This window comes from Oleisolibacter albus (assembly GCF_003336875.1).
In the GTDB taxonomy this organism is placed as follows: Bacteria; Pseudomonadota; Alphaproteobacteria; order Azospirillales; family Azospirillaceae; genus Niveispirillum; species Niveispirillum album.
In genome coordinates this window covers 1-21,621 of sequence record NZ_QGNJ01000005.1, presented here as the reverse complement: position 1 = coordinate 21,621, position 21,621 = coordinate 1, and the positions used below count along the sequence as shown (strand labels likewise).

The window sequence follows — 21,621 nt, the reverse complement described above, 5'->3', positions numbered from 1 at the left end:
CTGACCGATGCGGGCGGGCAGGACCAGGGGGCGTGCCGTCGCACCGCTCCCGCGTGCGCTGCCGCCCGCCCCGGCGGCGGTCATGACGCCGATGCGGGCGGGGAAGGGGTGCCGGGGGAGGGCACCCCTTCCCGGGCAGCCGGTCAGCCGCGCCGGATCTGCTTGAAGCGGCGGGTCTGGTCGGTCAGCGCGCGCTCGGTCGGCAGGCGCTCCATGCTGGAGGCGCCATAGAAGCCGTGGCAGTTCGGGCAGTGCTTCAGGATGTAATTGGCATCCTCCGGCTCGGCGATGGGGCCGCCATGGCAGAGCACGATGATATCCTTGCGCACCTTCAGTGCCGCCTCGGTCCAGTCATTGATCAGGGCCGGGCAGTCCTCCAGCTTGCGCGCGGTCTGCGAGCCGATATTGCCGCCGGTGGTCAATCCCAGGTGGCAGACGATGATATCGGCGCCGGCCTTGGCCATGGCCTGGGCCTGATCGGGATCGAAGACATAGGGCGTGGTCAGCAGATCAAGCTGGTGGGCGGTGGCGATCATATCCACCTCCAGCCCGTAGCTCATGCCCGTCTCCTCCAGGTTGGCGCGGAAGACGCCGTCGATCAGACCGACCGTGGGGAAGTTCTGCACGCCGGAGAAGCCGAGATCCCCCAGCTTGCGCAGGAACGGCTCCTTCAGCATGAAGGGATCGGTGCCGTTGACGCCGGCCAGCACCGGGGTCTTCTTCACCACCGGCAGCACCTCCGATGCCATCTCGACGACGATATCGTTGGCATTGCCATAGGCCATCAGCCCGGCCAGGGAGCCGCGTCCGGCCATGCGGTAGCGGCCGGAATTGTAGATGACGATCAGGTCGATGCCGCCGGCTTCCTCGCACTTGGCCGACAGGCCGGTGCCGGCGCCGCCGCCGACGATGGGCTCATTGGCGGCGATCATGGCGCGGAACCGGGTCAGCAGCGTCTCACGCGAAAATCTGGGCATGATGGGATCTCCCTTGCTCAGGCAATCTCAAGGAAATGAGCGACCACGGCCTCGATGAAGGCAGGGTCGTTGATGTGGTGGGGCAGGCGGATCAGACGGCGCGTGTCGGTCTGCACCACGGTCCGCTCCAGCGCCGTGAACAGGGCGCGGTCGGCGTCCGGGTCGTGGAAGGGCATGCCCGGCGCATCCAGCATCGACACGCCGCCTTCGGGGATCAGCAGACGGACCGGCCCCTCCATGCGGTTCAGCCGTTCACCGATCCACACGCCCATACGGGCATTTTCCTCCGCCGTGGTGCGCATCAGCGTCACCTGCGGATTGTGGGGATAGAAGGTGCGGCCTTGGTAGTGCGCGGGCACGGTCTCCGGTGCGCCGAAATTCACCATATCCAGTGCGCCGCACGAGACCACGGTGGGGATCCGGGTGCGGATCATGGCGCCGAACCGGTCGTCGGTGCAGGCCAGCACGCCACCGAACAGATGGTCGCAGACCTCGGTGGTCGAGATGTCGATGACACCGGCCAGCAGATGCGAATCCGCCAGCTTCTCCATCGATTGCCCGCCGGTGCCGGTGGCATGGAAGACCAGACAGTCGAAGCGGTCGGCCAGGGCCGCCGTCACCCCCTGTACGCAGGGTGTGGTGACGCCGAACATGGTCAGACCTACGGCCGGCTTGGCGGCGGCGCTGGGCGCCCGGTGGTGGGCCACCATGCCGGCCAGGGCGTGCGCGGCGTTGGACAGCACCTGCTCGGAAATGCGGTTGAGGCCCGACACATCCGTGACCGAATACATCATGCAGATGTCGGATGGCCCGACATAGGGGCGCACATCGCCCGAGGCCATGGTGGACACCATGACCTTCGGCACGCCCACTGGCAGATCGCGCATGGCCGGCGCCACCAGCGCCGTGCCGCCCGACCCGCCGGCCGAGATCAGGCCGGCGAGGTCGCGCCGCGTGGCGACGAAGCGGCGGAACGCCTCGGTCATGGCCGCGACGGCGGAACCGCGGTCGCCGGTGAAAACCGCGGCCGTGCCGCCGGGATGGTGGGCGGCGACCTCGCCGGCCTGGATATCGGCGCCGCTGGCCCTGCCCGTGGTGGACAGATCGACGGTGACGACCCGGACCCCCGTCCGTTTCAGGCAGTCCGCAAGGAAGGCGAGTTCACTGCCCTTGGTATCGAAGGTTCCGGCGACATAGGCTACGCTGGAACCGGGTGTGGACAGGCTGGTGATCGGTGGCTGCATCTGGGTTCCTCCCCCTGTTGTGTCGCTTCCGCTGTCGCGCTGGCGCCGCGGTCAGGGAACGGACGCCGTCAACCGGGGCCGCAGCAATCGGCATGCCAGACGCAACAGCAGGGCGGCACTGGTGCCGCCGGGGGCGCGAATGAGTAAAATGGGGACAATGACCCGATCCTACCCAAAATTACCCGAACTTGGCCGGCCCGGCCGCGACCGTCTCCGTGCTGGCCGGATCGGCGGCAGAGGTGTGGCGTGAGCCGGCGGGGTCTCATTGTCGAGCGCCCGCAGGGCCGCACCGGGGATTTCGCCGTTGTCTGTCCCCATTTCGCCGGGCTGACCGCGGTGGAGGCGATGCTGGCCGGCGCCCTGCCCATCGGCGATGCCAATGGTGCCACCCTGGCCCTGGCCGGCCGCTTCGCTGACGATACCGAAACCTACGCCGCCATCCTGGCGGCCGATCCGTTCCGTCCGCCGCCGCTGTTGCTTCCCGCCCTGCGGGAGGCGGGGGTTCGCGCGGTCATCAATCTCCCCTCGCTGGCCATGATCGGCGGCGGCCTGGCCGCGGCCTTGCACCACGCCGGTGCCGATTATGCCGCGGAGCTGGTGACCCTGGTCCAGGCCAAGGCCCACGGGTTCCAGGTCATGGCGGTGGCCGGCGATCCCGGTCAGGCGGGGCGCGTCCTGGCCTCCGGTCTCGACCAGCTGTTGATCTGCCCCCGGCCGGAGCTGACCGCGGATGCCTGTGTCACGACGGTTCTGGACACCGTGCGGGCGGTGCGGGCGGCTGCACCATCGGCGCGGGTGCTGGTTTTCCGTCCGCCGCTGGTGGCCGCCACGTTTGCTCCGGCGGTGGCGCTGGCCGACGGTGTCGCCGACTGGGCCATCGTTCCGCGCGGCGGTGCCGGGTCAGTCGATCCCGTACAGGCGGAGCTTGTTGTAGAGGGTCTTGCGTGACAGGCCGAGATCGGCGGCCGTGGCGCCGCGGCGGAAACGGTTGCGCCGCAGCGCCTCCAGGATCCAGTCGCGCTCGCTCATGGCCGTGCTGTCGGCCGGTGCCCCCGCCATGGCCGCCGGTGCAGGCGGGGGCGTTGTCATGGCCCGGCCGGCCGGCTCCAGCAGCAGGGCCAGATCCGCGGCCCCGATGATCTCCGCATCGGTCAGGATGGCCGCCTGCTGCACCACGTTGCGCAGTTCGCGCACATTGCCGGCCCAGGTCCGGGTCATCAGCAGCTGATAGGCGTCATTGTCCAGCAGCTTGGGGCGGGTCCGGTGACGGGCGGCCAGGGCGGACAGAAAATTCTGCGCCAGCAGCGGAATGTCGTCGATGCGCTCGGCCAGACCGGGGACGCGGATCTCCAGCTGGCTCAACCGGTAGAACAGGTCCTCGCGGAACCGGCCCTCCGCGGCCATGGTGCGCAGGTCGCGGTGGGTGGCGCACAGGACCCGCACATCCAGGCGGCGCGGCTGGTTGCTGCCCAGCCGCTCGACCACCCCGGTTTCCAGAACGCGCAGCAGCTTGCCCTGCAGCGACAGGTCCAGATCGCCGATCTCGTCGAGGAACAGCGTGCCTCCGTCCGCCGTCTCGAACTTGCCGATGCGGGCCCGGTCGGCCCCGGTGAAGGCGCCGCGGTCGAAGCCGAACAGCTCGCTTTCCAGCAGGTCGCGGGGAATGGCGGCACAGTTCACGGCCACCAGCGGGCGGCTGCGGCGGTGGCTGCTGTGGTGCAGGGCCTCGGCCACCAGCTCCTTGCCGCTGCCGCTGGCACCGCGGATCAGCACGGTCAGGTCGCTGTCGGCCAGCCGTTCGATCATGTGGACCAGCCGGCCCATGGCCGCCGACCGCCCGATCAGGCCGAATCGGCGGCCCGGCCCCAGCATCTCGGTCTTCAGGGCTTCGACCGTGCGGGTCAGGCCGGTCACCGTCCTGAAGGCTGCCGCCGCATCGACCACGGCCGTTTCCAGCGGGATGCGGTCCATGGTGGAGCTGGCGATATACCCGTCGGCCTGACTGGCCCGGCAGACCTGGGCCGCATCCTCCGGCGTGGCGATGGGACCGCCTTCGACAAAGCACAGCACGTCCGGATGCTGCTGGCGCAGCAGGCGGAACACCGCCTGGGCTTCCGTCGCGGCCTCGGCGATGTCCTGGGTCGCCGGCTCGCCGCCATGGCCGCCGGCCGTCCAGCCGAAATTGATGCAGACAAGGGCGGCGCCGGCATCGGCCATGGCCATGGCCTGCTCCGGTGTGCGCACATAGGCGCTGGCGACCAGTCCGGCGGTCCGCGCCTCCCGGATCAGCGCCACCTCGCGCGGCCAGCCCAGGCCCTGGGCTGCCATGGCCGCGGCCTGGGCGGGGTCGAGCAGGATGCTGCTGGGAAAATTGACGACCCCGTCGAAGCCCCAGCCGCGGATGCGGCGCACCAGCGCGGGAATGTCGGTGCGCGGGTCCAGGGCCGAGGCGCCGAACAGCACCGGCACATCCACCCGGCCCAGCAGTTCGGATCGGGCAAAGTCGGCGACGAAGGCGTTGCTGTCATGGATGGGCAGCATGCTGACCGCCGAGGGGGCGCCCATGACCCGCACCCGCCCGGCACTGAGCGCCAGGATGAAGTCGGCGCCCCCGCGCACGGCCGAACGCGCCACCAGCCCGGCGCCGATGGCGGCACCGATGCCGAATCGGCCATCCGTTCCAGGACGGTCCGGGCACAGCCGTTGTCCCGTGGCGGTCGCCGCGCGGGTCCGCTGGCCGCGTGTCACGGCAGCCGTCCGCCCCGGACGGGATGGGCAGGGGTCTGGGAGGACATGCGCTTCTCCTGCTGGTCTGGTCGGGGACTTCGCTGGCCCCGCCACCGGTTCCATGCCCGGATCATGCCGCAAAGGCCGGCCCGATGCCGAGCCTGGAATTCATCGGCCCGGGGCGGATTTCTTCCGTAGCGGCTCGGAGCGCGCCAGCATATCTTGGCCCACCTTTGCCGAATGTGGGGTCTGATAATGGTAGCCTTGACGGATCGGGTTGTGGCCAATGGGGATCTGCTGTCGACAGAGATCGACGGCGAAACGGTGATGATGAATATGGACAGCGGCCAGTATTATGCGCTGAACGATGTCGGCTCCCGCATCTGGCAGGAACTGGCCAATCCGGTCGAGGTGGACGGTCTGTGCCGTCGGCTCGAGGCCGAATATGACGCAGAGGCCGGGGTGATCCGTGACTGCGTGCTGCGCTTCCTGACGGAGATGCTGGACAAGCGGCTGATCCGGATCGAGCCGTGACAGTGGCCGTGCCGGCGGCGCCGGGCAGCGTGGTCTGCCGTTTCGGTGTGTGGATTGTGGGGGACGGGCAGTGACCTATGATTACCGTTTGTATGGCTGGCGGCTGCGCTCGGAGCGTCCGCTTCCGTTCCTGCGCCCCGATGACGGCGGCCCGGTGACGGAGACGGCCGACAGCGATGTCATCATGGTGCGTTTCGCGCCCGTGCCGCTGCCGGAGGGCGTGGTGGAGCGGTCCCGGCCCGCCATCGATGTCCTGGCCGATGGCCGCATTCTGTTGCAGACGCCGGACGGGGTGCGGCTCCTGGTCGAGGCGGGACGGCTTGTGACCGTGGATACCGGCCCCGGCGGCCTGACCGACGCCGAGTTGCACAGCTATGTCAGCGGCCCCGCCGCCTCGGCGCTGTGTCATCAGCGCGGGCAGCCCCCCCTGCATGCCGCCGTTCTTGCCATTGATGGGGTCGGTGTGGCCGTGGCCGGTGATTCCGGGGTGGGAAAGTCCACCACCGCCCGTGCCCTGATCCAGCGTGGCGCCCGGCTGCTGACCGATGATCAGGCGGTGATCGATCCCGCCTCCGGGCTGGTCCACCCCGGATATCCGTCGCTGAAGCTATGGACCGCATCGGCGGAAGTGTTCGGCGATGCGATGGAGCAGGATCTGCGTGTCCGCCGCGATCTGGCCAAGTTCCACATGCCGCAGTTGCATGTCTTCCAGTCGGAACCGGTGCCGCTGGCGGCTGTCCTGGTGCTGAGGCCGGAACCGGGGCGCACGGCTCCCGCGCTTGAACAGCTGACCCGGCCCGAAGCTGCGGCCCTGCTGCACCGGGTCATTCACCGCCGCGAGAGTGCTGCTGCACTGGATGGCGGTCGCGCGGCATTCCGCTGGGCCACGGCCCTGGCCCAGCGCACGCCTGTCCATCTGCTGCGGCGGCCCCAGGATCTGGGACGGCTGGATGCGCTCTGCACCGTGATCGAAGGGGTCGTCCGCGCCGGCGGCGGGCAGGCCGGTTGAGCGAGACGGGACGCCTACATCTTCAGGTCTGCGTGACAGTCAAGAGACTGGAATGTTAACCGCAAATAAACGGAGGGCTGGTTCCTGGTCTCCACCGGTTGCGGCATGAATTCCGTGCGGCTGACTCCCGCCAGGGACTACGTCGAAGCCCGCGCCCGGCGGGGGCGTGCTTCTTCCTATTCGGAATGCCGCCTTCGAGTGGACGTGGCGGTCTGGTTGTGCCACCATCGCGGAGCCTGGTTGTGCGGGCCAATCGTTATCGGGGAGCCACCATGGATCCATTCGTCGGTGAAATCAGGATGTTCTCCTTTGTCTGGGCCCCACGGGGATGGGCGGCCTGTACGGGGGCGCAGTTGCAGGTGCGGCAGAACCCGGCTTTGTTTTCGCTGATCGGCAACAAGTTTGGCGGGGACGGGGTCAACAATTTCAACCTCCCCGACCTGCGGGGGAGGGTGCCGCTGGGACAGGGCCAGTATGTCGATCCGGCCGGCACCGCGGCCTACCAGATCGGCAACACCGGCGGCAGCGAGACGGTGACCCTGACCCAGCCGCAGATCCCGCAGCATATCCATACCACCAACGTGGTGACCACCACCGGCAACAGTCCGGCACCCGGTGCCAACCTGCTGGCCCAGCCCGGGGTGTACCAGAACAATCCCGTCATCGCGATCTATGCGCCGCGGGGCGGCAACGCGCCGGTGGCCCTTGCCGCCAGCACCGTGTCCTCCAGCGGGGGGGCGCCTCACCCCAACCTGCAGCCCTGGGCCGTGACCAATTATTGTATCGCCACGACGGGCGTCTATCCGTCCCGTCCGTAAAACCCGCCAGAGAGGAGGAAGTCATGGCCGATTGTTTCGTCGGTGAGATCCGCCTGTTCGGCGGGATCTATGCACCTGTGGACTGGATGCTGTGCAACGGGGCCGCACTCGCAATCCGGGAATATCAGCCGCTCTATTCCCTGATTGGTGTAACCTATGGCGGTGATGGTGTGAATTCATTCAACCTTCCGGATTTCCGCGGAAGGGCCGTGGTGGGGCAGGGTCAGGCACCGGCGGCGGCGGGTGTGACGACAACGAATTTCCTGTTGGGACAGATGGGGGGGAGCGAGACGGTATCGCTGACACCGGCGCAGAATGCCGCCCATACCCATAGCTTTTCCGCCGTCAATGTGGCGGCCAGCACGGGCATTCCCACCAACAACATGCTGGCGGTGGTCACGCCCAATGGCCAGACCAGCGGGCTGTACATGAATACCACCACGGCTGGGGCCATCGCGCAGGTCGCTGATCCCAATTTCCTGGATTATTCCGGCGGTATGGCCAGCGGTGGAAGCAGCAAGGAACTCGGCAATCCCCACAACAACATGATGCCGTTCCTGGCGCTGAACTACATCATCTGCGTCAGCGGCCTTTATCCGGACCGGCCTTGAAGCCGCGGTCTGAACGGGAGGAGTCGACATCATGGATCCTTTTTTCGGCGAAATCCGCCCCCTGGGCTTCAACTGGGCGCCCCAGGACTGGGCGCTGTGCAATGGCACAACCCTGCCGTTGGCGCAGTTCCAGGCCCTGGCGGCGGTGATCGGCTCGCTCTATGGCGGCGACGGCCGCACCACCATCGGGCTGCCCAATCTCCAGGGGCGCACCCCGGTCGGAGCGGGCAATGGCGCGAACCTGACCTCGCGTCCGGTTGCCAGCAAGGGGGGAACCCTGTCCGAAACCCTGTCCCCGGCGCAGATGCCCCCGCATCAGCATGCGGTCAATGCCCTCGTCACCGGTGTTGCGGCCAATCTGGTCAATGCACCGGCATCGACCGTGACGCTGTCGCGGACCTTCAACCAGTGGAATTACTCCACGACGGAAATCGACCCCTGGACCACGACCACCGGTCTTGATCTCGCTGTCATCGGTCCGGCCGGTAGCCTGTCAACGCAGCCGCACAACAATATGCAGCCCTGGCTCTGCATCAATTTCTGTATCTGCACCAACGGGATCTGGCCCGAGCGTCCCTAAGGGCCCGGGCGGCCTTGGTTGGCCAGAATCGATCGGGAGTCCGCTGTGCAGTTCGACGGTGCCATCGCCGGACATCGGGTTACGGTCCGCCCCCTGACCGGGGCGGACCAGCCGCTGATCCGGGAGATCTATGTCAGCCATCGCTGGGAAGAGGTGCAGGTTCTCATCGATTGGACCGATGAGCAGAAGCTGGCCTTTCTCAACGACCAGTTCCGGCTGCAATGTTTGCATTACGAAAAACACTACCATGATGCCGAGTTCATGGTGGTGGAGGTGGATGGACAGGCGGCCGGGCGGCTTTACCTGTGGGATCACAATCCCGCTGATTTGCGCATTGTCGAGATCGGCTTCCTGCCCGATTATCGCGGCCGCGGCTTCGGCACGGCCCTGTTGCGCGCGGTACAGCAACGGGCCAGGGCCGCCGGGAAAAGCTGTTCCATCCATGTGGAACACAGCAACCCGGCCCGCCGGCTCTATAATCGCCTTGATTTCCGGGAGGTGGAGCTGGTGGGACCCTATATCCGCCTGCACTGGGCCGCATGAGCCGCTGCCTGACGGCCCGGCCTGACCGGTTTGGCCGGCAGACTTTGACCGGCAGGCATCCCGCTCCACGCCGGCCGCTCCACGACGGCGGGGTCGGTAGCGGCGTGGAGCGGTCGGTCCGGATCAGTTGAACACGGCTTCGTAAAGATAGGTGCCGTCGTCGTTGCGGCCGATTGGGACCAGGAAGATCTCGATATCGCCCAGCCCCTCGGCCTGGAGCGGATGGATGCGCTGGTTCAGCAGGATGCTGTCGGATCCGCCCTTGAAGGTCAGGGCAAAGGGCGACCGTCCACCAGGGAGACCGTAGCGCAGGCGCCGGATTTCCTGCAGGGTCAGGGTCTCCTCCAGCCCTTCCCAGCAGACGCGGAAACGGCCGCCCCGCAGCGGCTCGAACTCTTCAGCGGTCACGGTGGCGAGATCCAGCGGCATCGTTGTATTCCCGTTTTTTTGGTGTGCGTAAAATAGCGCAGCAACCCCAGGCATCGCTACTGCATTGTGGGGCGTCTATTGCGGGGACAGTTCCGGGGCCTACTTGTCTTCTGCGGCAGGAAGGGATGCGGCTAAGTCTTTTCGCGGGTATCACTCTGGTCGGCTGGAGAAGCGATTTGCACCAATATGGTACTTTTGATATATAAGGAGATGCGTGTTCCTTGGCTGCGTCGGGGATAGCGCTATGCTTGCCTTTAAACATGACAGGGTGGTGGGATGATGCGTGAGCAGACTGAGCGGACCGAGCAGGTCCTGACCGCTGTGGGTGAGACGCCGGACTGTGTCCGCAAGCCCTGGCAGGCGCCGGCCCTGTCAGAACTGGCGATGAGCGAGACCCGGGCTGGCGGACCCGGCACTATTGACGGCGGTATTTTCTCGTAATCGAACCAGTGACGCCGGAATCACGGCCGGCCAAGCGGGTCTGGGCGGTAAGTCCAATCCTGTGATGGCTCCAACGCTGTGACGTGCTGGGGCTGGTGTTCCGGACTTGGCGTCGTTCCAGACTGTGCATCGCCTGCCCCGCCGCCGCGGGGCAGGCGTTTATTTGCCGCCCGTTTATCGAGCGGTGATGCCAGATTATTTCATGCTGCCGCTTGGTGTATTTTTACTGGTTTTGGTTGAGGCTGCTGCACCCCCGCGCCGGGGTGCAAAATTCATCAGTATTATTTTGCCTTGATGCGGAAATCATTTGCTGAATGCGCGGTTTGTCGCGCTTCGTTCGGCCGTCGTGATTTCGGCCGTCGTGATTTCGATCGGTATGACAAGGTGAGCATGCCACGGATTGACGGCATGTCGGTGAGCAAGGATGCTTGTCGAAATATTCAGTTTTCCGGAGACGCATTGATGCTGCGTTCGATGCTGGTGGCATCCATGCTGGCAATGGCACCGGTTGCCGCACGTGCCGAGGGCGCCTTTTCCTGTGGTGGTGCCGACGTGACGTTCAGTTTCAACAAGCGCACCGAAGGGGAGGAGCATGTGGAAGCCGTGCTCACCGTCAGCCGGGATAGCCGGGCGACGGTGCTGCGCTATGACGGCAATATTGATTTTATCGGGGGCGTATGCCTCAGGAACGGGCGTAACAGGCCTACCGTGTTGTTCCAGGCCTATTGCGGCGGCTCAGGCTGTCGAGACTTGGACAATTGGGGGATCATTGACCCAGGCGACCTGCGTGTGCAGTTGGTGCCCAACGACTGGAACCGGATGGCGGCCCAGAAAATTCTCGGCCAGCCGCTTCCTGCCATCGACAAGATGATTTCCATCAGGGACGAAGCCAGAAAACTCGGTCTCGATTGGTAAGTCAGGTTATCCCGCCGGTTGCCCGGATGCCGGCACCCGTCTCCTCGATGTCTGTGTTGCTGTCTCTCCAGCCCGATCTGGCGGCCGTGCGGAATAGTCCTCCCGATGAAGCCTGCTCGATGAAGCCTGCCCGATGAAGCCCGTGTGTATCGGCCTCTCGGCCGCCAGCAGCCCCGGCAGGGATTCAGCTTTGTCGGACGAGGCTGGCACGATGATGTCCGTGGCCGCTTATTGTCTGTGGCCTGAACCGGCAAAGGGGAATTTTTTACAGAAATCGGCCATTTTCAAGAGAATATCTTTGCAAAAATATGGTGTGATCACCTATAGGTGAAACAGTATATCACTGGCTCTGCCGGGAATGAGGTTGACGCATTTACACATATAAGGGGATGGCGGAGTGATGCGTGAGCAGACTGAGCGGACCGAGCAGGTCCTGATCGCTGTGGGTGAGACGCCGGACCGTGTCCGCAAGCCCTGGCAGGCGCCGGCCCTTTCAGAACTGGCGATGATCGAGACCCAGAATGGTTCGTCCGGAGCGTTTGATGGAACTGGCTTCAGTTAAGTACGCCACTCCCATGAATGCATCCCGGGAGAGAAGATTCTGGCGTGTAGTTATATAACGTATTTTGCTGAAAATCGGTCTGCCCCGCTGCCGTGGGGCAGGCGTCAGTAATTCCCGGCCTCCAGCTTGCGCAGGAAATGCGCCATGGCGAGCCCGCGCAGGAAGCGGCAGCGATAGGCCATATCCTCGTCCGGATCTTCGCCATTGGTGCGCGGCCCTTCGCCAGCCAGCGTCAGCAGACCCGGCAGATCCATCAGCGCGTCGGCGGTGCTGCTGTGCTGGGCCCGCTCGATCTCGCTGCGCAGGGCCGGCAGGTCGGCGCGCAGCCGCGTGGCCCAGTCCGCCGCCTGCAGCCCCTTGCCGCGCTGGGTCAGGATTTCCGGTGACAGCCGGTCGGCGAAGGCCTGCAGGAAGATCCAGCGGCACTGCCCGTCCCGCAGGAACATCTCTGACGGCAGCCCCAGCGAGAACTCGACGAAGCGTCGGTCGAGGGTCGGGTCGCGGCTGTCGACGCCGGTGGAGGCGAGAATGCCCTTTTGGTGTTGCGCCAGATAATCGACGCGCCACAGCATGAAGATCCGCGGGCTGCGTGAATCGGCATAGGGGGCGAACCGGCCATCGATCCCCACCTCGGCCAGCCGCGCCTGCATGGCTGGCGACTGCACCACCTCCGGCTTCAGCGAGGAATACCCCTCCAGGGACCAGTCATGGCTGTTGCCGAGGCGGCGGGCGGCGCTGAGCAGGGCCGGGGGCAGGAAGGGACCCAGGCTGCGCCAGAGCACCGACACCGCCCGCATCTGGCCGCTGCGGGCCAGCGGGATCGCATTGCGCAGCCAGGCCAGCAGCCGGCCCCGGCGTAGCAGTTCGGGCAGCCGCTCATAGGCGGTACAGGACAGGGTGGCATTGCCGAACTGGCCGTTCAGCACCAGCCTTGCCCCGCGCGCCGCAGCCAGCCGGTCGATCTCGCTGCCCCACTGGCTGTTGGCGGGATTCAGCAGCGGATATTCGAAGTAATGGAAATTGCTGTCGAAATCGTCGCCGATCTGTCGTTTGGCGGAATCCACCAGCACATGGTCGATATTGGCATAGCGGGCGGCCAGGCTGGCGGCCAGCGGGCCTTCATTGCCGAACCGCCTGGCCTGCCGCATCAGTGGCGCGCCGGGCAGCGGCACATGGGTGAAGGCGGTCAGGCGTTGTCCGCGGGCGTCCAGCAGTCTGGCGGCGGTGGCCGTCACCGTGCTGCTGTCCATGCCGCCGCTGAGATGGCTGGCAACATGGGGGCTGGTGGTGCGCAGACAGTCGCTCACGGCCCGGTCGAACAGGCTGCGGAACGTCTCCACATACTCCTCGGGCCGGGTCAGGGCGACGCTGCGGATGCGCGTGCGGTCATACCAGTCCACCCGCTCGGCCCGGCCGTCGGGCAACAGGCGCAGCATCTGGCCCGGTTCGATCCGCTCGATCCCGGCGAAGAAGCTCTGTGTGCCCACATGCGGCAGCAGGGCCAGGAAGTCCCGGATCATCTCCGGGTTTGCGGCACGCGGGATGTGCGGCAGCGCATGCAGCCCCTTGGCCATGGTGGCGAACGTGGCATGGCCGGGGCTGCGGTGGACGAACAGGGGGCGCTTGCCCAGCGGATCGCGTACCAGCCGCAGCACCCGCTCCGTGCTGTCCCAGAGGGCGAAGGCGTAATCGCCATAGAGCCGGTCCAGGCAGTCTTCGCCCCAGCGTTCCCAGGCCGCCAGGATGAAGTCCGCATCGGCCATGCTGGCTGTGCGGTCCGCGGGCAGGCCCAGCGCTTCGGCCAGTTCCGGCCGGTTGTCGATGCGCACGTCGGCCACCAGGGTGAAGCGCCCGCCGCCGCCCACCAGCGGCTGGCGGTCGAACCGGTCCTCCGGCACCAGCCGCCACAGCTGCAATCCGAAGGCGATCTCCCCCATGTCCCGGCGGGCGCTGCGGTCGCGGCCATAGAGGGACAGGGCCGACTGCATGCGGCTGCAATCCTCGGCCGCCCCGGGGTGACCATCCAAATGCCAGCTGCCGCAAATCGCCGTCACCTTGACCGTCTCCTCTGTTGGCGCGCCGCGTCCGCGGTAATCCGCCCGTCTGTCTAGCCCCTTATCCCGGCCCGTCAAGGGTGAAACGTGGGGCTTCTTCTCCCAGGATGAACCGCTGGCGCAGCGTTGCCGCCGCCTGCCGCGGGTCTTCGGCGGCACAGAGCGCGGACACCACGGCGATACCGTCGAACCCGGCCGCCCGCAACCGCCCGGCATTGCCGGCATGGATGCCGCCGATGGCCAGCAAAGGCCGATCGACCAGGGTGCGGATGCGGGCCCAGTCCTCCGGCGGGGCCACCCGCTCGGTGACCTTGGTCGGGGTCGCGAAGACCGGGCTGACGGCGGCATAGTCCACCAGTGCCGGGTCCATGGCCGCCGCTTCTGCCGGCGTGGTGACCGACAGGCCGATGATGGCGTCCGGCCCCAGCAGGCGGCGGGCATCGGCAACCGGCATGTCGTCCTGGCCCACATGCACCCCGTCGGCACCGGCGGCCAGGGCCACATCGACACGGTCATTGATGATCAGCGGCACGCCGCTGGCCTGCAAGGCCGCTTTCAACGCCCGCGCCAGTTCCAGGAACGGGCGGGTCTCCAGGGCCTTTTCGCGCAGCTGCACCAGGGTGGCGCCGCCGCTTACCGCCGCCTGCACCACCTCCACCAGCGGGCGCCCGTGGCAGAGAGCGCGGTCGGTGACCAGATACAGGCCGGCATTGAACGGGCGCCGGCGCAGGCGCGGCGCAGTCCGGGTCCCGCTCATCGGATTCTGGCTCCTGTCCGCACATCGTCCGGTGTCAGCTGGTACAACGCGTCCAGCAGCCCGACGCGGAAGCTGCCCGGACCGGCGGCTCCGGCCGCGGCCTGCTCGCCGGCCAGGCCGAACACGGCCAGGGCCGCCGCCGCGGCCATCACCGGGTCGTTGGACAGGGGCAGAAAGGCGGCGACGATGGCGCTGACGGTGCAGCCGGTGGCGGTGACCAGCCCCAGCAGCGGGTGCCCGTTCTCCACCGCCAGCAGACGGTCGCCATCGGTGACGTAATCCACGGCACCGGTCATGGCGACGACGCAGCCCAAGGATCGCGCCAGATCCCGCGCCACCTCGCGGGCCTCGTCGCTGCTGTGCCGGGAATCGACGCCATGCCCGCCACCCTGGCCCTGCTGGTGCAGGGCCAGGATCTCCGAGGCGTTACCGCGGATCACGGTCGGGCGCAGGGTGCAGAGATCGCGGGCCGTGCGGTTGCGGAAATCGGTGGCGCCGACGGCCACCGGGTCCAGGACCCAGGGCCGGCCGGCGGCGCCCGCGGCCCTGGCCGCCTGGGTCATGGCCTCGACCCAGGCAGCGGACAGGGTGCCGATATTCACCACCAGCGCCTCGGCGAGCACGGCGAAGGACGCCGCCTCCTCCACCGCATGCACCATGGCGGGCGAAGCGCCGATGGCCAGCAGCCCGTTGGCTGACAGGTCCATGGCCACATAGTTGGTGATGTTCTGGACCAGCGGGCGGCGCTGGCGCAGCGCGGCCAGAAGGTCGGCAGCCTGATCGGAGGCAGTATTGTGCGAAGCCATGATGTCTCCTGCGGCGGGGACGCCCCCGCGGTCACCGGTCGGATGAGCACCGGCCGCATGAGGGCGGGGCGTTGTCCTGCTGGTCTTCTCAAGGGTGGGGGCTGCGGGGGAAGGGGGCAAGGTGATGCAGCCCGGCGCCGCCGGCATGGGTGTCTGGAACGATGCCGAAAAAATGGGCGGCTCCGGGAGAGCCGCCCTGTGAACGCTTTGGAACCCTGACACCAGGGCCATGGCCGTTGCGCCATGGCTTTCCGGCGGATCAGTCCTTGTCGCGGTCGTCATAGTTGCGGATGTCGGCCGGGTCCCAGACCGCACCGCGGCGACGGCGGGATCCGCCGGCCGCGGCTGCGGCCCCTGCGGCGGCGGCGGCCTTGGCCGGCCGTCCGGGCTTCGCCTTCACCGGTGCGCTGACCGCTTCGGCGATCACGGGGGCAGCGGCGTCCGTGGCCACGGAAACCGGGGCCGGCGTGTCCTCAGTGAAGTCCGCCATGGAGGATACGGAGCGCAGCAGCGAGGCGACGGCGTCGGCGATCTCGTCGGGGGAGGATTTCCACGCCCGCAGCAGATCGAGCTCGCGCCGCGACAGGATGGGGTTCTGGCCATCCTCGGTCATGGCAAAGGATTCCGGCGGCCGCTTCAGGTCGGGCAGATCCAGCCCGTCGAAGAAGAAGGTCAGAGGCACGTCCAGGATCTCGGCAAGTCGATACAGCTTGCCGACCGAGACACGGTTCGAACCGCGCTCGTACTTCTGCACCTGCTGGAATGTGATACCCAGGGACTTGGCAAGGTCGGACTGACTCATGCCCAGGAGACCACGGCGGAGACGTATGCGGCTCGCCACATGGTTCTCAATCGATGATTCCAAAGCGGCAACCGCTACGTTCTTGCTTCTTCTCGGCATAGAAACCTAAAGCCTCCATATTGCACCGCTGCAGCCACTCTGTTCTTCCTGCAGGGCGGAATTGGCTGAATGCGTATGTGAAAATTCGGTGCTGCACAACCCTTGGAGGTGCGTCCGGCCGACAGAGGGCGGGCCGCTGTCATGAATCACATACTATCGTGTGCGAGGATGAAGCCGCCACAGCCGTCTGTCCATAGCTTCCATGCACACGCAGAGGTCTTGCCCCCTCTATCGCGTGCAAGCACGGCATGAACTGATATGATGCGCCGGGATATGCGGCTTGTCATCACCTTATGCGCGCAGTTCCGGGATCTTCTGCGCCACCGGCGCGGGCCGGGGCGTCGATCTGGCGCCGACTCGGAGGACGTGCGGTTGCGCTCCGGGATCGGAGGGGCCGGTGGAACCCTGGCGCACTCGCGCCGTTAGAGGGCGCAAGGATAACAGGCCAACCACGGGGCAACAGCATGACTGATCTGGATGCGCAAATCCGGCAGCGGGCCTATGACATCTGGCAACGCGAAGGTTGCCCGGATGGCCGGCAGGACGAGCATTGGGCCAGGGCGCGGGAGGAGGTTCTCGCCGAAGGGGAAGGGGGCGCCGACACCGGTGCAGAGACCGTGAGCACAGTGTCCGGGGACGGGCCGCAGACGGAGGGAACGGAGGCGGCTCCGGCCCGTCGGGGGCGGTCGGCGGCGTCGGACCAGGGGAGCGGCGAGGCCGACCCGGCCGGCCCGCGGCCGCGCGGCCGCGGCCGCACGGGGGCAAGCCGGACGCCGTCGGGCGCTGTGCCTGCGGCGGAAGCGCCGGCATCCGGAATCGAGGCGGACGCGGGGAGCAGGCAAGGACCCGCCACGCGGCGCGTGCCGGCCAGACCGGAGGGAAAAGGCGAAGCCTGACCGCCGGATCCGTCGGCAGACCGGCGCTGCGTTTCAGGCGGCGTTTTCGATGACCGGCATCGGCACCGCCATGACGCCGCCGATGCTGCCATAGGCCCTGCGTTCGCTGCGCAGGGTCTCCAGCAGCTCCTGCAGGCTTTCGGCGATGAAGCCGGAATCATGCCCGGCCAGTTCGGCTTCCGTCAGCGCAATGAACGAGTCCAGCAGGCTGGCATGGATATAGGCCGCACGCCGGATTTCGGACTCGATTGCAACGCCGCGCATAGATCTGCCCCTTGGTCACTGGTTGATGCTGCTGACAGCATTCGGAACGCAGGGCCATCTACATCCCTGCCCAGTTAAGGAGTGGTAAAGGGGCTTTTTCATGTCCCCTCATCTTTGGCGCTAACCCGAAACGTATGGCACAGACTCAGGGAAGCCTTTGTGAAAATGGGCTTCGACTGTAGCTTTTCTCGGGGCTTGCGCCGAACGGGGTAGTCCATCCGGCGCAAGCCCCGAGAATGCCGGACCGTCTCAGCCATTGCCATCCGCGCCGCGCTTGAGATCGACCGTCATCGGCACCGGCGACTGCTTCAGCCGAGCCCGGTACAGGTGCAGATTCTCCAGAACACGCTGCACATAGTTCCGGGTCTCATAGATCGGGATGGTCTCGATCCAGTCCACGGGGTCGACGCCGGGGTCGCGCGGGTCGCCAAAGGATGTCAGCCATCCCGATACACGTCCGGGACCGGCATTGTAGGCAGCGATGGCCAGCACATAGGAGCCGTTGTAACGGTCCACCAGATCCTGCAGGAAGCTGGCCCCCAGTTGCAGGTTGTAGGTGGGATCGCTGGTCAGCCGGTCGTGGCTGTGCTTCAGCCCCAGCCCCTTGGCCACATGCTGCGCCGTGGCCGGCATCAGCTGCATCAGGCCGCGGGCGCCGGCCGGGCTGACGGCGCCGGCATCGAACGAACTTTCCTGGCGGGTGATGGCGTGGATCAGCCCGGCTTCCGGTTTGGCGGCCACGCCACGCTCCAGCAGGGGATAGCCGGCGGTATAGACGACGAACCCGTCCTGGAGCGCCTGCCGCGCCGTCCACACCGCCAGATCCGGGCGGTCCAGCTCGGCAGCCAGCGCCGCGGTCAGGCGGAAATTGTCGGCCGACAGGGCCGTACCGCTCAGCCGGCGCAGGAACAGCTCCAGGCGCCGGCTGTCACTGCCCTCGATCCGGTGCAGCATCTTGGCCAGACGGACCAGTTCGTTGCGTTCGAATGCTCTTTCGGCCTCGGGGGCCACGGCGGTCTCCGTCACCGGCGCCGCTCCTGCCGCCAGTCCCAGCCGGTCCACGGCCAGCATCCCGTAGAAGGTGCTGTTGTAGGACATGGCCGCCTCGTACCATTGCCGTGCCCGTTCCTGGTTGCCCATGGCATCCAGGGCGCGGCCGGCCCAATAGGCCCCGCGTGAGCGGCTGATGGGGCTGGAGGTGCCGCGGAACAGGGTCTCGAAATGCTTCAGCGCCTGCTCCGGCTTCTTCAGGAAGCGCAGGCTCAGCCAGCCGGCCAGGAACTCCGCCTGGGCGAAGGCCAGACCGTCACCGGTGCCGTGGGCGGCGGCCAGCTGGTAGGCGCGGCCATATTGGCCCTGTTCCATCAGCCGCCGGGCCATGATGTGGCGTTCGGTCCACCAGGCCTCGGGCCGGCCCATGTCCTTGGGCGGCTTGATCAGGATCTCCAGGGCCCCGGCATCCTGGTCCTTGCGCCGGCGCCACCGGGTCCGTTCGTACAGCAGGCCGGGATCGGCCTGCAGCTTGGCCGGAACCTTGCGCAGGGCGGCTTCGACACCGGGCGCCATGTCCGCCAGCGCCAGACGGGCCAGGGCCAGGGCCTGATGCCCCGGATCGACCAGCGGCATCATCCGCTTGGCGGTCACGCCGTCCCCGTCCCACAGCAGCCGGTCCAGCCGGGCCCAATGGTCGTGCGGCCGCAGCAGCGCGACATAGCGCTGGCGGAAGTCCTTCTCCTCCACGGCGCCGAAACTGCCGCTCACATAGCGCTTGCGCACCAGGTCGATGGCCTTGTCGCTGGCCCCGGTCTCCATCAGCGCATCGACATAGCGTGTGAAGCCGATGGTGGTCAGGGGCGGATGCGCCTCGAACCAGGTCCGCACCTCCTTCCAGGGCAGGGCCGGCATCCGGGTTTCGGCATTGCGGCGGATGGCCGCAAGATTGGGCCAGGTTGGATTGTCTTTGAGGAAGCGGTTCAACTCCTCCCAACTGGCATCGGTTTCCGGCCGGGTCAGGTCCATCCAGCGGATGAGCTTTTCCGGCAGGTTTTCCCGGGCCTGCCGGGCGATGCGCTCTGCCTCGTCCAGGCGGCCGCCATCGGCGGCGCGCAGCGCCTGCCGGTAGATCTGTACGTCCTCCGTGCCGAGGGCGGCCAGCGCCGGCGTGCCGGTGCCTGTCCAGGCAAGGAAGAGGAGGGAGGCGGCAAGGGCGCGCAGGGAGCCCTTGTTTCGCCCAAATGACACCGCTAAGGTTCGCCGCTTCATGAGATCTGGCCGAGGGATATCGCTATGTTCAGGGGGTCTATCGTCGCACTGATCACGCCCTTCCGGGACGGGACGGTGGATGAGCGCGCTTTCCAGGACTTCGTGGACTGGCAGATCAAACAGGGTACGCACGGGGTGGTCCCCGTCGGCACCACCGGGGAATCGCCGACGCTCAGTCATGAGGAGCACCGTCTGGTGGTCGCTCTGGCCGTCGAGGTGGCCAAGGGGCGGGTTCCGGTCATTGCCGGGTCCGGATCCAACAGCACGGAAGAAGCCATTCAACTCACCAAACATGCCAAGCAGGTGGGCGCCGATGCGGCGCTGGTGGTGGCGCCCTACTACAACAAGCCGTCGCAGGAGGGGCTGTACCAGCACTTCAAGGCGATCAACGACGCCGTCGATCTTCCCATTATCGTCTACAACATCCCCGGCCGCAGCGTGGTGGATATCAGCGTTGCGACCATGGCGCGGCTGGCCAAGCTGCCGAACATCGTCGGCGTCAAGGATGCCACCGGCGATCTGGCCCGGCCGCTGCGCACGCGGGTGGAGATCGGTCCGGAGTTCTGCCAGCTCTCGGGCGAGGATGCCACGGCAACGGCCTTCAATGCCCAGGGCGGCGTCGGCTGCATCTCGGTGACGGCCAACGTCGCGCCGGCCCTCTGCGCCCAGATGCAGGACGCCTGGAGCCGTGGCGACCTGGTGGAGATGGCCCGTATCCGCGATCTGCTGATGCCGCTGCATCATGCCCTCTTCGTCGAAACCAGCCCGGCCCCGGTGAAATACGCCGCCAGCCTGCTCGGCAAATGTACGGCGGATGTGCGTTTGCCCCTGGTGCCCTGCAGCGAGGCGGCCCGTCCCCAGGTCCGCGACGCGATGGTGCAGGCGGGATTGTTGAGCTGATAGCTTAAGAAAAGGTTCCAAGTCCATGTCCCGCGCAGACTCCGCGCCGAATCGCCTCGCCGCGCAGAACCGGCGGGCACGGTTCGACTATTTTATCGAAGACACGCTCGAGGCCGGCATCATGCTGCACGGCACCGAGGTGAAGTCGCTGCGCGCCGGCAAGGCCAGCATTGCCGAGTCCTATGCCGGCGAGGTGAATGGCGAGCTGTTCCTGGTCAACGCCTATATCCCGGAGTACGAGCAGGCCGGGCAGTTCTTCCAGCATGAGACCAAGCGTCCACGCAAGCTGCTGGTGCGCAAGCGCGAGCTGGTCCGGCTGCTGAATTCCGTCCGGCGCGAGGGCATGACCCTGATTCCCATGTCGATCTATTTCAACGACCGCGGCAAGGCCAAGGTCGAGATCGGCATCGCCAAGGGCAAGAAGAAGGGCGATAAACGCGAGGCGGAGAAGGAGCGCGATTGGCAGCGCGACAAGGCCCGACTGATGCGGGCCCGCGGCTGATCCACCACTTCCGCGCAGCCTTCTGCCGGCGTATCCTGGCCCGGTGCTGCCACGGTCGATCGGAGCTGCCGGTGCGCGGGATCATACTTGTGGGACTGGCGGCGCTGCTGCTGCCGGTGTCGCCGGCGGAGGCCCGGCTGACGGTCTGCAACAAGAGCAGCGACACGGTGCGGGTCGCCGTCGGGGCGGAAGAGGCGGAGGGCTGGCTGTCCCGTGGCTGGTGGCAGATCAAGCCCGGGGCCTGTGCCACGGTGATCGAGACCGACCTGACCCAGGCCGATTATTACCTCTATGCCCGACCCTTGACGCCCGGGGCGGCCGGCTGGGCCGGGGAATATCCGTTCTGCATCGACGCCAAGGATTTCCGCATCCGTGGCGACGCGGCGTGCGAGGCCCGTGGACACGTCACGGCCGGCTATTTCGTCGTCACCACCGACGGTGCCACCTCCGTCACCCACACCTTGACCGACTGACGGCGACCGACTGGCGGCGACCGAGTGGCGGCGAAGCGCCGGCGTGCCGTCCTGCAACGGGGGCGGGCCCGGTCCTAGAGCGTTTTCCTTTCAATCGAGGTCATATCCCGCAGCGGCAAAGTAGTTTTGGCATTCAGTTGGGGTGAAGGCATCGATGCTGGTGGCGATGGCCTGCCAAAGGTCCTCTTTGGTTCTGGCCGCCGCCCTCTTCAGCAGGCTTTTGAGCTTGGAGAAGGCCATCTCGATGGGGTTGAAGTCGGGGCTGTAGGGCGGCAGGTAGCGCAGTTCGGCCCCGGTCCGCTCGATGATGTCGCGCACGCCGGCCAGCTTGTGGGCCGGCAGATTGTCCATCACCACCACGTCGCCCCGCGCCAGCGTCGGCGCCAGCACCTGCTCCACATAGGCCAGGAAGGCCG

26 protein-coding genes are annotated in these 21,621 nt (G+C 66.9%); 15 read left to right on the top strand and 11 right to left on the bottom strand.

What is annotated here, in order from left to right:
- Positions 1–143: 143 nt before the first annotated feature.
- Positions 144–977, bottom strand: a complete 834-nt coding sequence (locus DK368_RS08335; RefSeq protein ID WP_114393491.1) for a phosphoenolpyruvate hydrolase family protein — start codon at positions 975–977, stop codon at positions 144–146.
- Positions 978–994: 17 nt separating this feature from the next.
- Complete coding sequence (locus DK368_RS08330) at positions 995–2,221, bottom strand: Tm-1-like ATP-binding domain-containing protein (RefSeq protein WP_114393490.1); 1,227 nt, start codon at positions 2,219–2,221, stop codon at positions 995–997.
- Positions 2,222–2,467: 246 nt separating this feature from the next.
- Here DK368_RS08330 and DK368_RS08325 point away from each other — a divergent pair, with 246 nt between their 5' ends.
- Positions 2,468–3,169: a phosphoenolpyruvate hydrolase family protein gene (locus DK368_RS08325; RefSeq protein ID WP_114393489.1), complete on the top strand. Its 702-nt coding sequence runs from the start codon at positions 2,468–2,470 to the stop codon at positions 3,167–3,169.
- Here DK368_RS08325 and DK368_RS08320 read toward each other — a convergent pair.
- On the bottom strand, positions 3,122–4,969 hold the full coding sequence (locus DK368_RS08320) for a phosphoenolpyruvate hydrolase family protein (RefSeq protein ID WP_162305937.1): 1,848 nt from the start codon (positions 4,967–4,969) through the stop codon (positions 3,122–3,124). The genes DK368_RS08325 and DK368_RS08320 overlap by 48 nt on opposite strands.
- A 243-nt stretch (positions 4,970–5,212) precedes the next feature.
- Here DK368_RS08320 and DK368_RS08315 point away from each other — a divergent pair, with 243 nt between their 5' ends.
- From DK368_RS08315 to DK368_RS08290, 6 genes are all read left to right on the top strand, one after another.
- Entirely contained in the window at positions 5,213–5,482 is a 270-nt protein-coding gene (locus DK368_RS08315; protein WP_162305936.1) for a PqqD family peptide modification chaperone, read from the top strand.
- Between the two features lie 70 nt (positions 5,483–5,552).
- The gene (locus DK368_RS08310) at positions 5,553–6,491 is read left to right on the top strand and encodes a phosphoenolpyruvate carboxykinase (ATP) (RefSeq protein ID WP_114393486.1); all 939 of its coding nucleotides are present in this window, start codon (positions 5,553–5,555) and stop codon (positions 6,489–6,491) included.
- 272 nt (positions 6,492–6,763) lie between these two features.
- On the top strand, positions 6,764–7,309 hold the full coding sequence (locus DK368_RS08305) for a phage tail protein (RefSeq protein WP_162305935.1): 546 nt from the start codon (positions 6,764–6,766) through the stop codon (positions 7,307–7,309).
- Positions 7,310–7,332: 23 nt separating this feature from the next.
- Positions 7,333–7,920, top strand: a complete 588-nt coding sequence (locus tag DK368_RS08300; RefSeq protein WP_114393484.1) for a phage tail protein — start codon at positions 7,333–7,335, stop codon at positions 7,918–7,920.
- Between the two features lie 31 nt (positions 7,921–7,951).
- Positions 7,952–8,500 (top strand): phage tail protein, encoded by a 549-nt coding sequence (locus DK368_RS08295; RefSeq protein ID WP_114393483.1) that lies wholly within the window; start codon positions 7,952–7,954, stop codon positions 8,498–8,500.
- A gap of 45 nt (positions 8,501–8,545) precedes the next feature.
- Entirely contained in the window at positions 8,546–9,043 is a 498-nt protein-coding gene (locus tag DK368_RS08290; protein ID WP_205028104.1) for a GNAT family N-acetyltransferase, read from the top strand.
- 123 nt (positions 9,044–9,166) lie between these two features.
- On the opposite strand, the gene DK368_RS08285 is transcribed toward DK368_RS08290, so the two are convergent.
- A complete protein-coding gene (locus DK368_RS08285) occupies positions 9,167–9,472 on the bottom strand; it encodes a DUF6916 family protein (RefSeq protein ID WP_114393482.1) in 306 nt (101 codons plus the stop codon).
- 279 nt (positions 9,473–9,751) lie between these two features.
- Between DK368_RS08285 and DK368_RS21730 the strand changes: the two genes are divergently transcribed.
- From DK368_RS21730 to DK368_RS21320, 4 genes are all read left to right on the top strand, one after another.
- The gene (locus tag DK368_RS21730) at positions 9,752–9,913 is read left to right on the top strand and encodes a hypothetical protein (RefSeq protein WP_193552268.1); all 162 of its coding nucleotides are present in this window, start codon (positions 9,752–9,754) and stop codon (positions 9,911–9,913) included.
- Positions 9,914–10,019: 106 nt separating this feature from the next.
- Complete coding sequence (locus tag DK368_RS21325) at positions 10,020–10,208, top strand: hypothetical protein (RefSeq protein ID WP_155524519.1); 189 nt, start codon at positions 10,020–10,022, stop codon at positions 10,206–10,208.
- 113 nt (positions 10,209–10,321) lie between these two features.
- Positions 10,322–10,828 carry a hypothetical protein gene (locus tag DK368_RS08280; RefSeq protein WP_155524518.1) on the top strand — a complete coding sequence of 169 codons (507 nt, stop codon included), beginning with the start codon at positions 10,322–10,324 and terminating at the stop codon, positions 10,826–10,828.
- Positions 10,829–11,228: 400 nt separating this feature from the next.
- Complete coding sequence (locus DK368_RS21320) at positions 11,229–11,390, top strand: hypothetical protein (RefSeq protein WP_155524517.1); 162 nt, start codon at positions 11,229–11,231, stop codon at positions 11,388–11,390.
- A 104-nt stretch (positions 11,391–11,494) separates the two neighbouring features.
- On the opposite strand, the gene DK368_RS08275 is transcribed toward DK368_RS21320, so the two are convergent.
- From DK368_RS08275 to DK368_RS08260, 4 genes are all read right to left on the bottom strand, one after another.
- Positions 11,495–13,378, bottom strand: coding sequence for an asparagine synthetase B family protein (locus tag DK368_RS08275; RefSeq protein WP_162305934.1), 1,884 nt, complete (start codon positions 13,376–13,378; stop codon positions 11,495–11,497).
- Between the two features lie 127 nt (positions 13,379–13,505).
- Complete coding sequence (gene thiE / locus DK368_RS08270) at positions 13,506–14,201, bottom strand: thiamine phosphate synthase (protein ID WP_114393479.1); 696 nt, start codon at positions 14,199–14,201, stop codon at positions 13,506–13,508.
- On the bottom strand, positions 14,198–15,007 hold the full coding sequence (thiM, locus tag DK368_RS08265) for a hydroxyethylthiazole kinase (RefSeq protein WP_114393478.1): 810 nt from the start codon (positions 15,005–15,007) through the stop codon (positions 14,198–14,200). The genes thiE and thiM overlap by 4 nt, the downstream gene beginning before the upstream one ends.
- Positions 15,008–15,266: 259 nt before the next feature.
- Positions 15,267–15,908, bottom strand: coding sequence for a helix-turn-helix domain-containing protein (locus DK368_RS08260; protein WP_114393477.1), 642 nt, complete (start codon positions 15,906–15,908; stop codon positions 15,267–15,269).
- 293 nt (positions 15,909–16,201) lie between these two features.
- Here DK368_RS08260 and DK368_RS08255 point away from each other — a divergent pair, with 293 nt between their 5' ends.
- Positions 16,202–16,804: a DUF2934 domain-containing protein gene (locus DK368_RS08255; protein ID WP_338045696.1), complete on the top strand. Its 603-nt coding sequence runs from the start codon at positions 16,202–16,204 to the stop codon at positions 16,802–16,804.
- A 33-nt stretch (positions 16,805–16,837) separates the two neighbouring features.
- Here the strand turns inward: DK368_RS08255 and DK368_RS08250 are convergent, their stop codons facing one another.
- The gene (locus tag DK368_RS08250; RefSeq protein WP_114393475.1) at positions 16,838–17,068 is read right to left on the bottom strand and encodes a hypothetical protein; all 231 of its coding nucleotides are present in this window, start codon (positions 17,066–17,068) and stop codon (positions 16,838–16,840) included.
- A 249-nt stretch (positions 17,069–17,317) separates the two neighbouring features.
- Positions 17,318–19,309 carry a lytic transglycosylase domain-containing protein gene (locus DK368_RS08245; protein ID WP_240002402.1) on the bottom strand — a complete coding sequence of 664 codons (1,992 nt, stop codon included), beginning with the start codon at positions 19,307–19,309 and terminating at the stop codon, positions 17,318–17,320.
- A 45-nt stretch (positions 19,310–19,354) separates the two neighbouring features.
- On the opposite strand from DK368_RS08245, the gene dapA reads away from it, so the two are divergent.
- The 3 genes from dapA (at position 19,355) to DK368_RS08230 (ending at position 21,205) form a co-directional block, all read left to right on the top strand.
- Positions 19,355–20,230: a 4-hydroxy-tetrahydrodipicolinate synthase gene (gene dapA / locus DK368_RS08240; RefSeq protein ID WP_114393473.1), complete on the top strand. Its 876-nt coding sequence runs from the start codon at positions 19,355–19,357 to the stop codon at positions 20,228–20,230.
- Between the two features lie 25 nt (positions 20,231–20,255).
- Positions 20,256–20,732 carry an SsrA-binding protein SmpB gene (smpB, locus tag DK368_RS08235; protein ID WP_114393472.1) on the top strand — a complete coding sequence of 159 codons (477 nt, stop codon included), beginning with the start codon at positions 20,256–20,258 and terminating at the stop codon, positions 20,730–20,732.
- A gap of 71 nt (positions 20,733–20,803) precedes the next feature.
- A complete protein-coding gene (locus DK368_RS08230; protein WP_162305933.1) occupies positions 20,804–21,205 on the top strand; it encodes a DUF1036 domain-containing protein in 402 nt (133 codons plus the stop codon).
- Between the two features lie 90 nt (positions 21,206–21,295).
- On the opposite strand, the gene DK368_RS08225 is transcribed toward DK368_RS08230, so the two are convergent.
- The coding region (locus DK368_RS08225) for a transposase (protein WP_162305932.1) at positions 21,296–21,621 on the bottom strand (326 nt) is incomplete at its 5' end.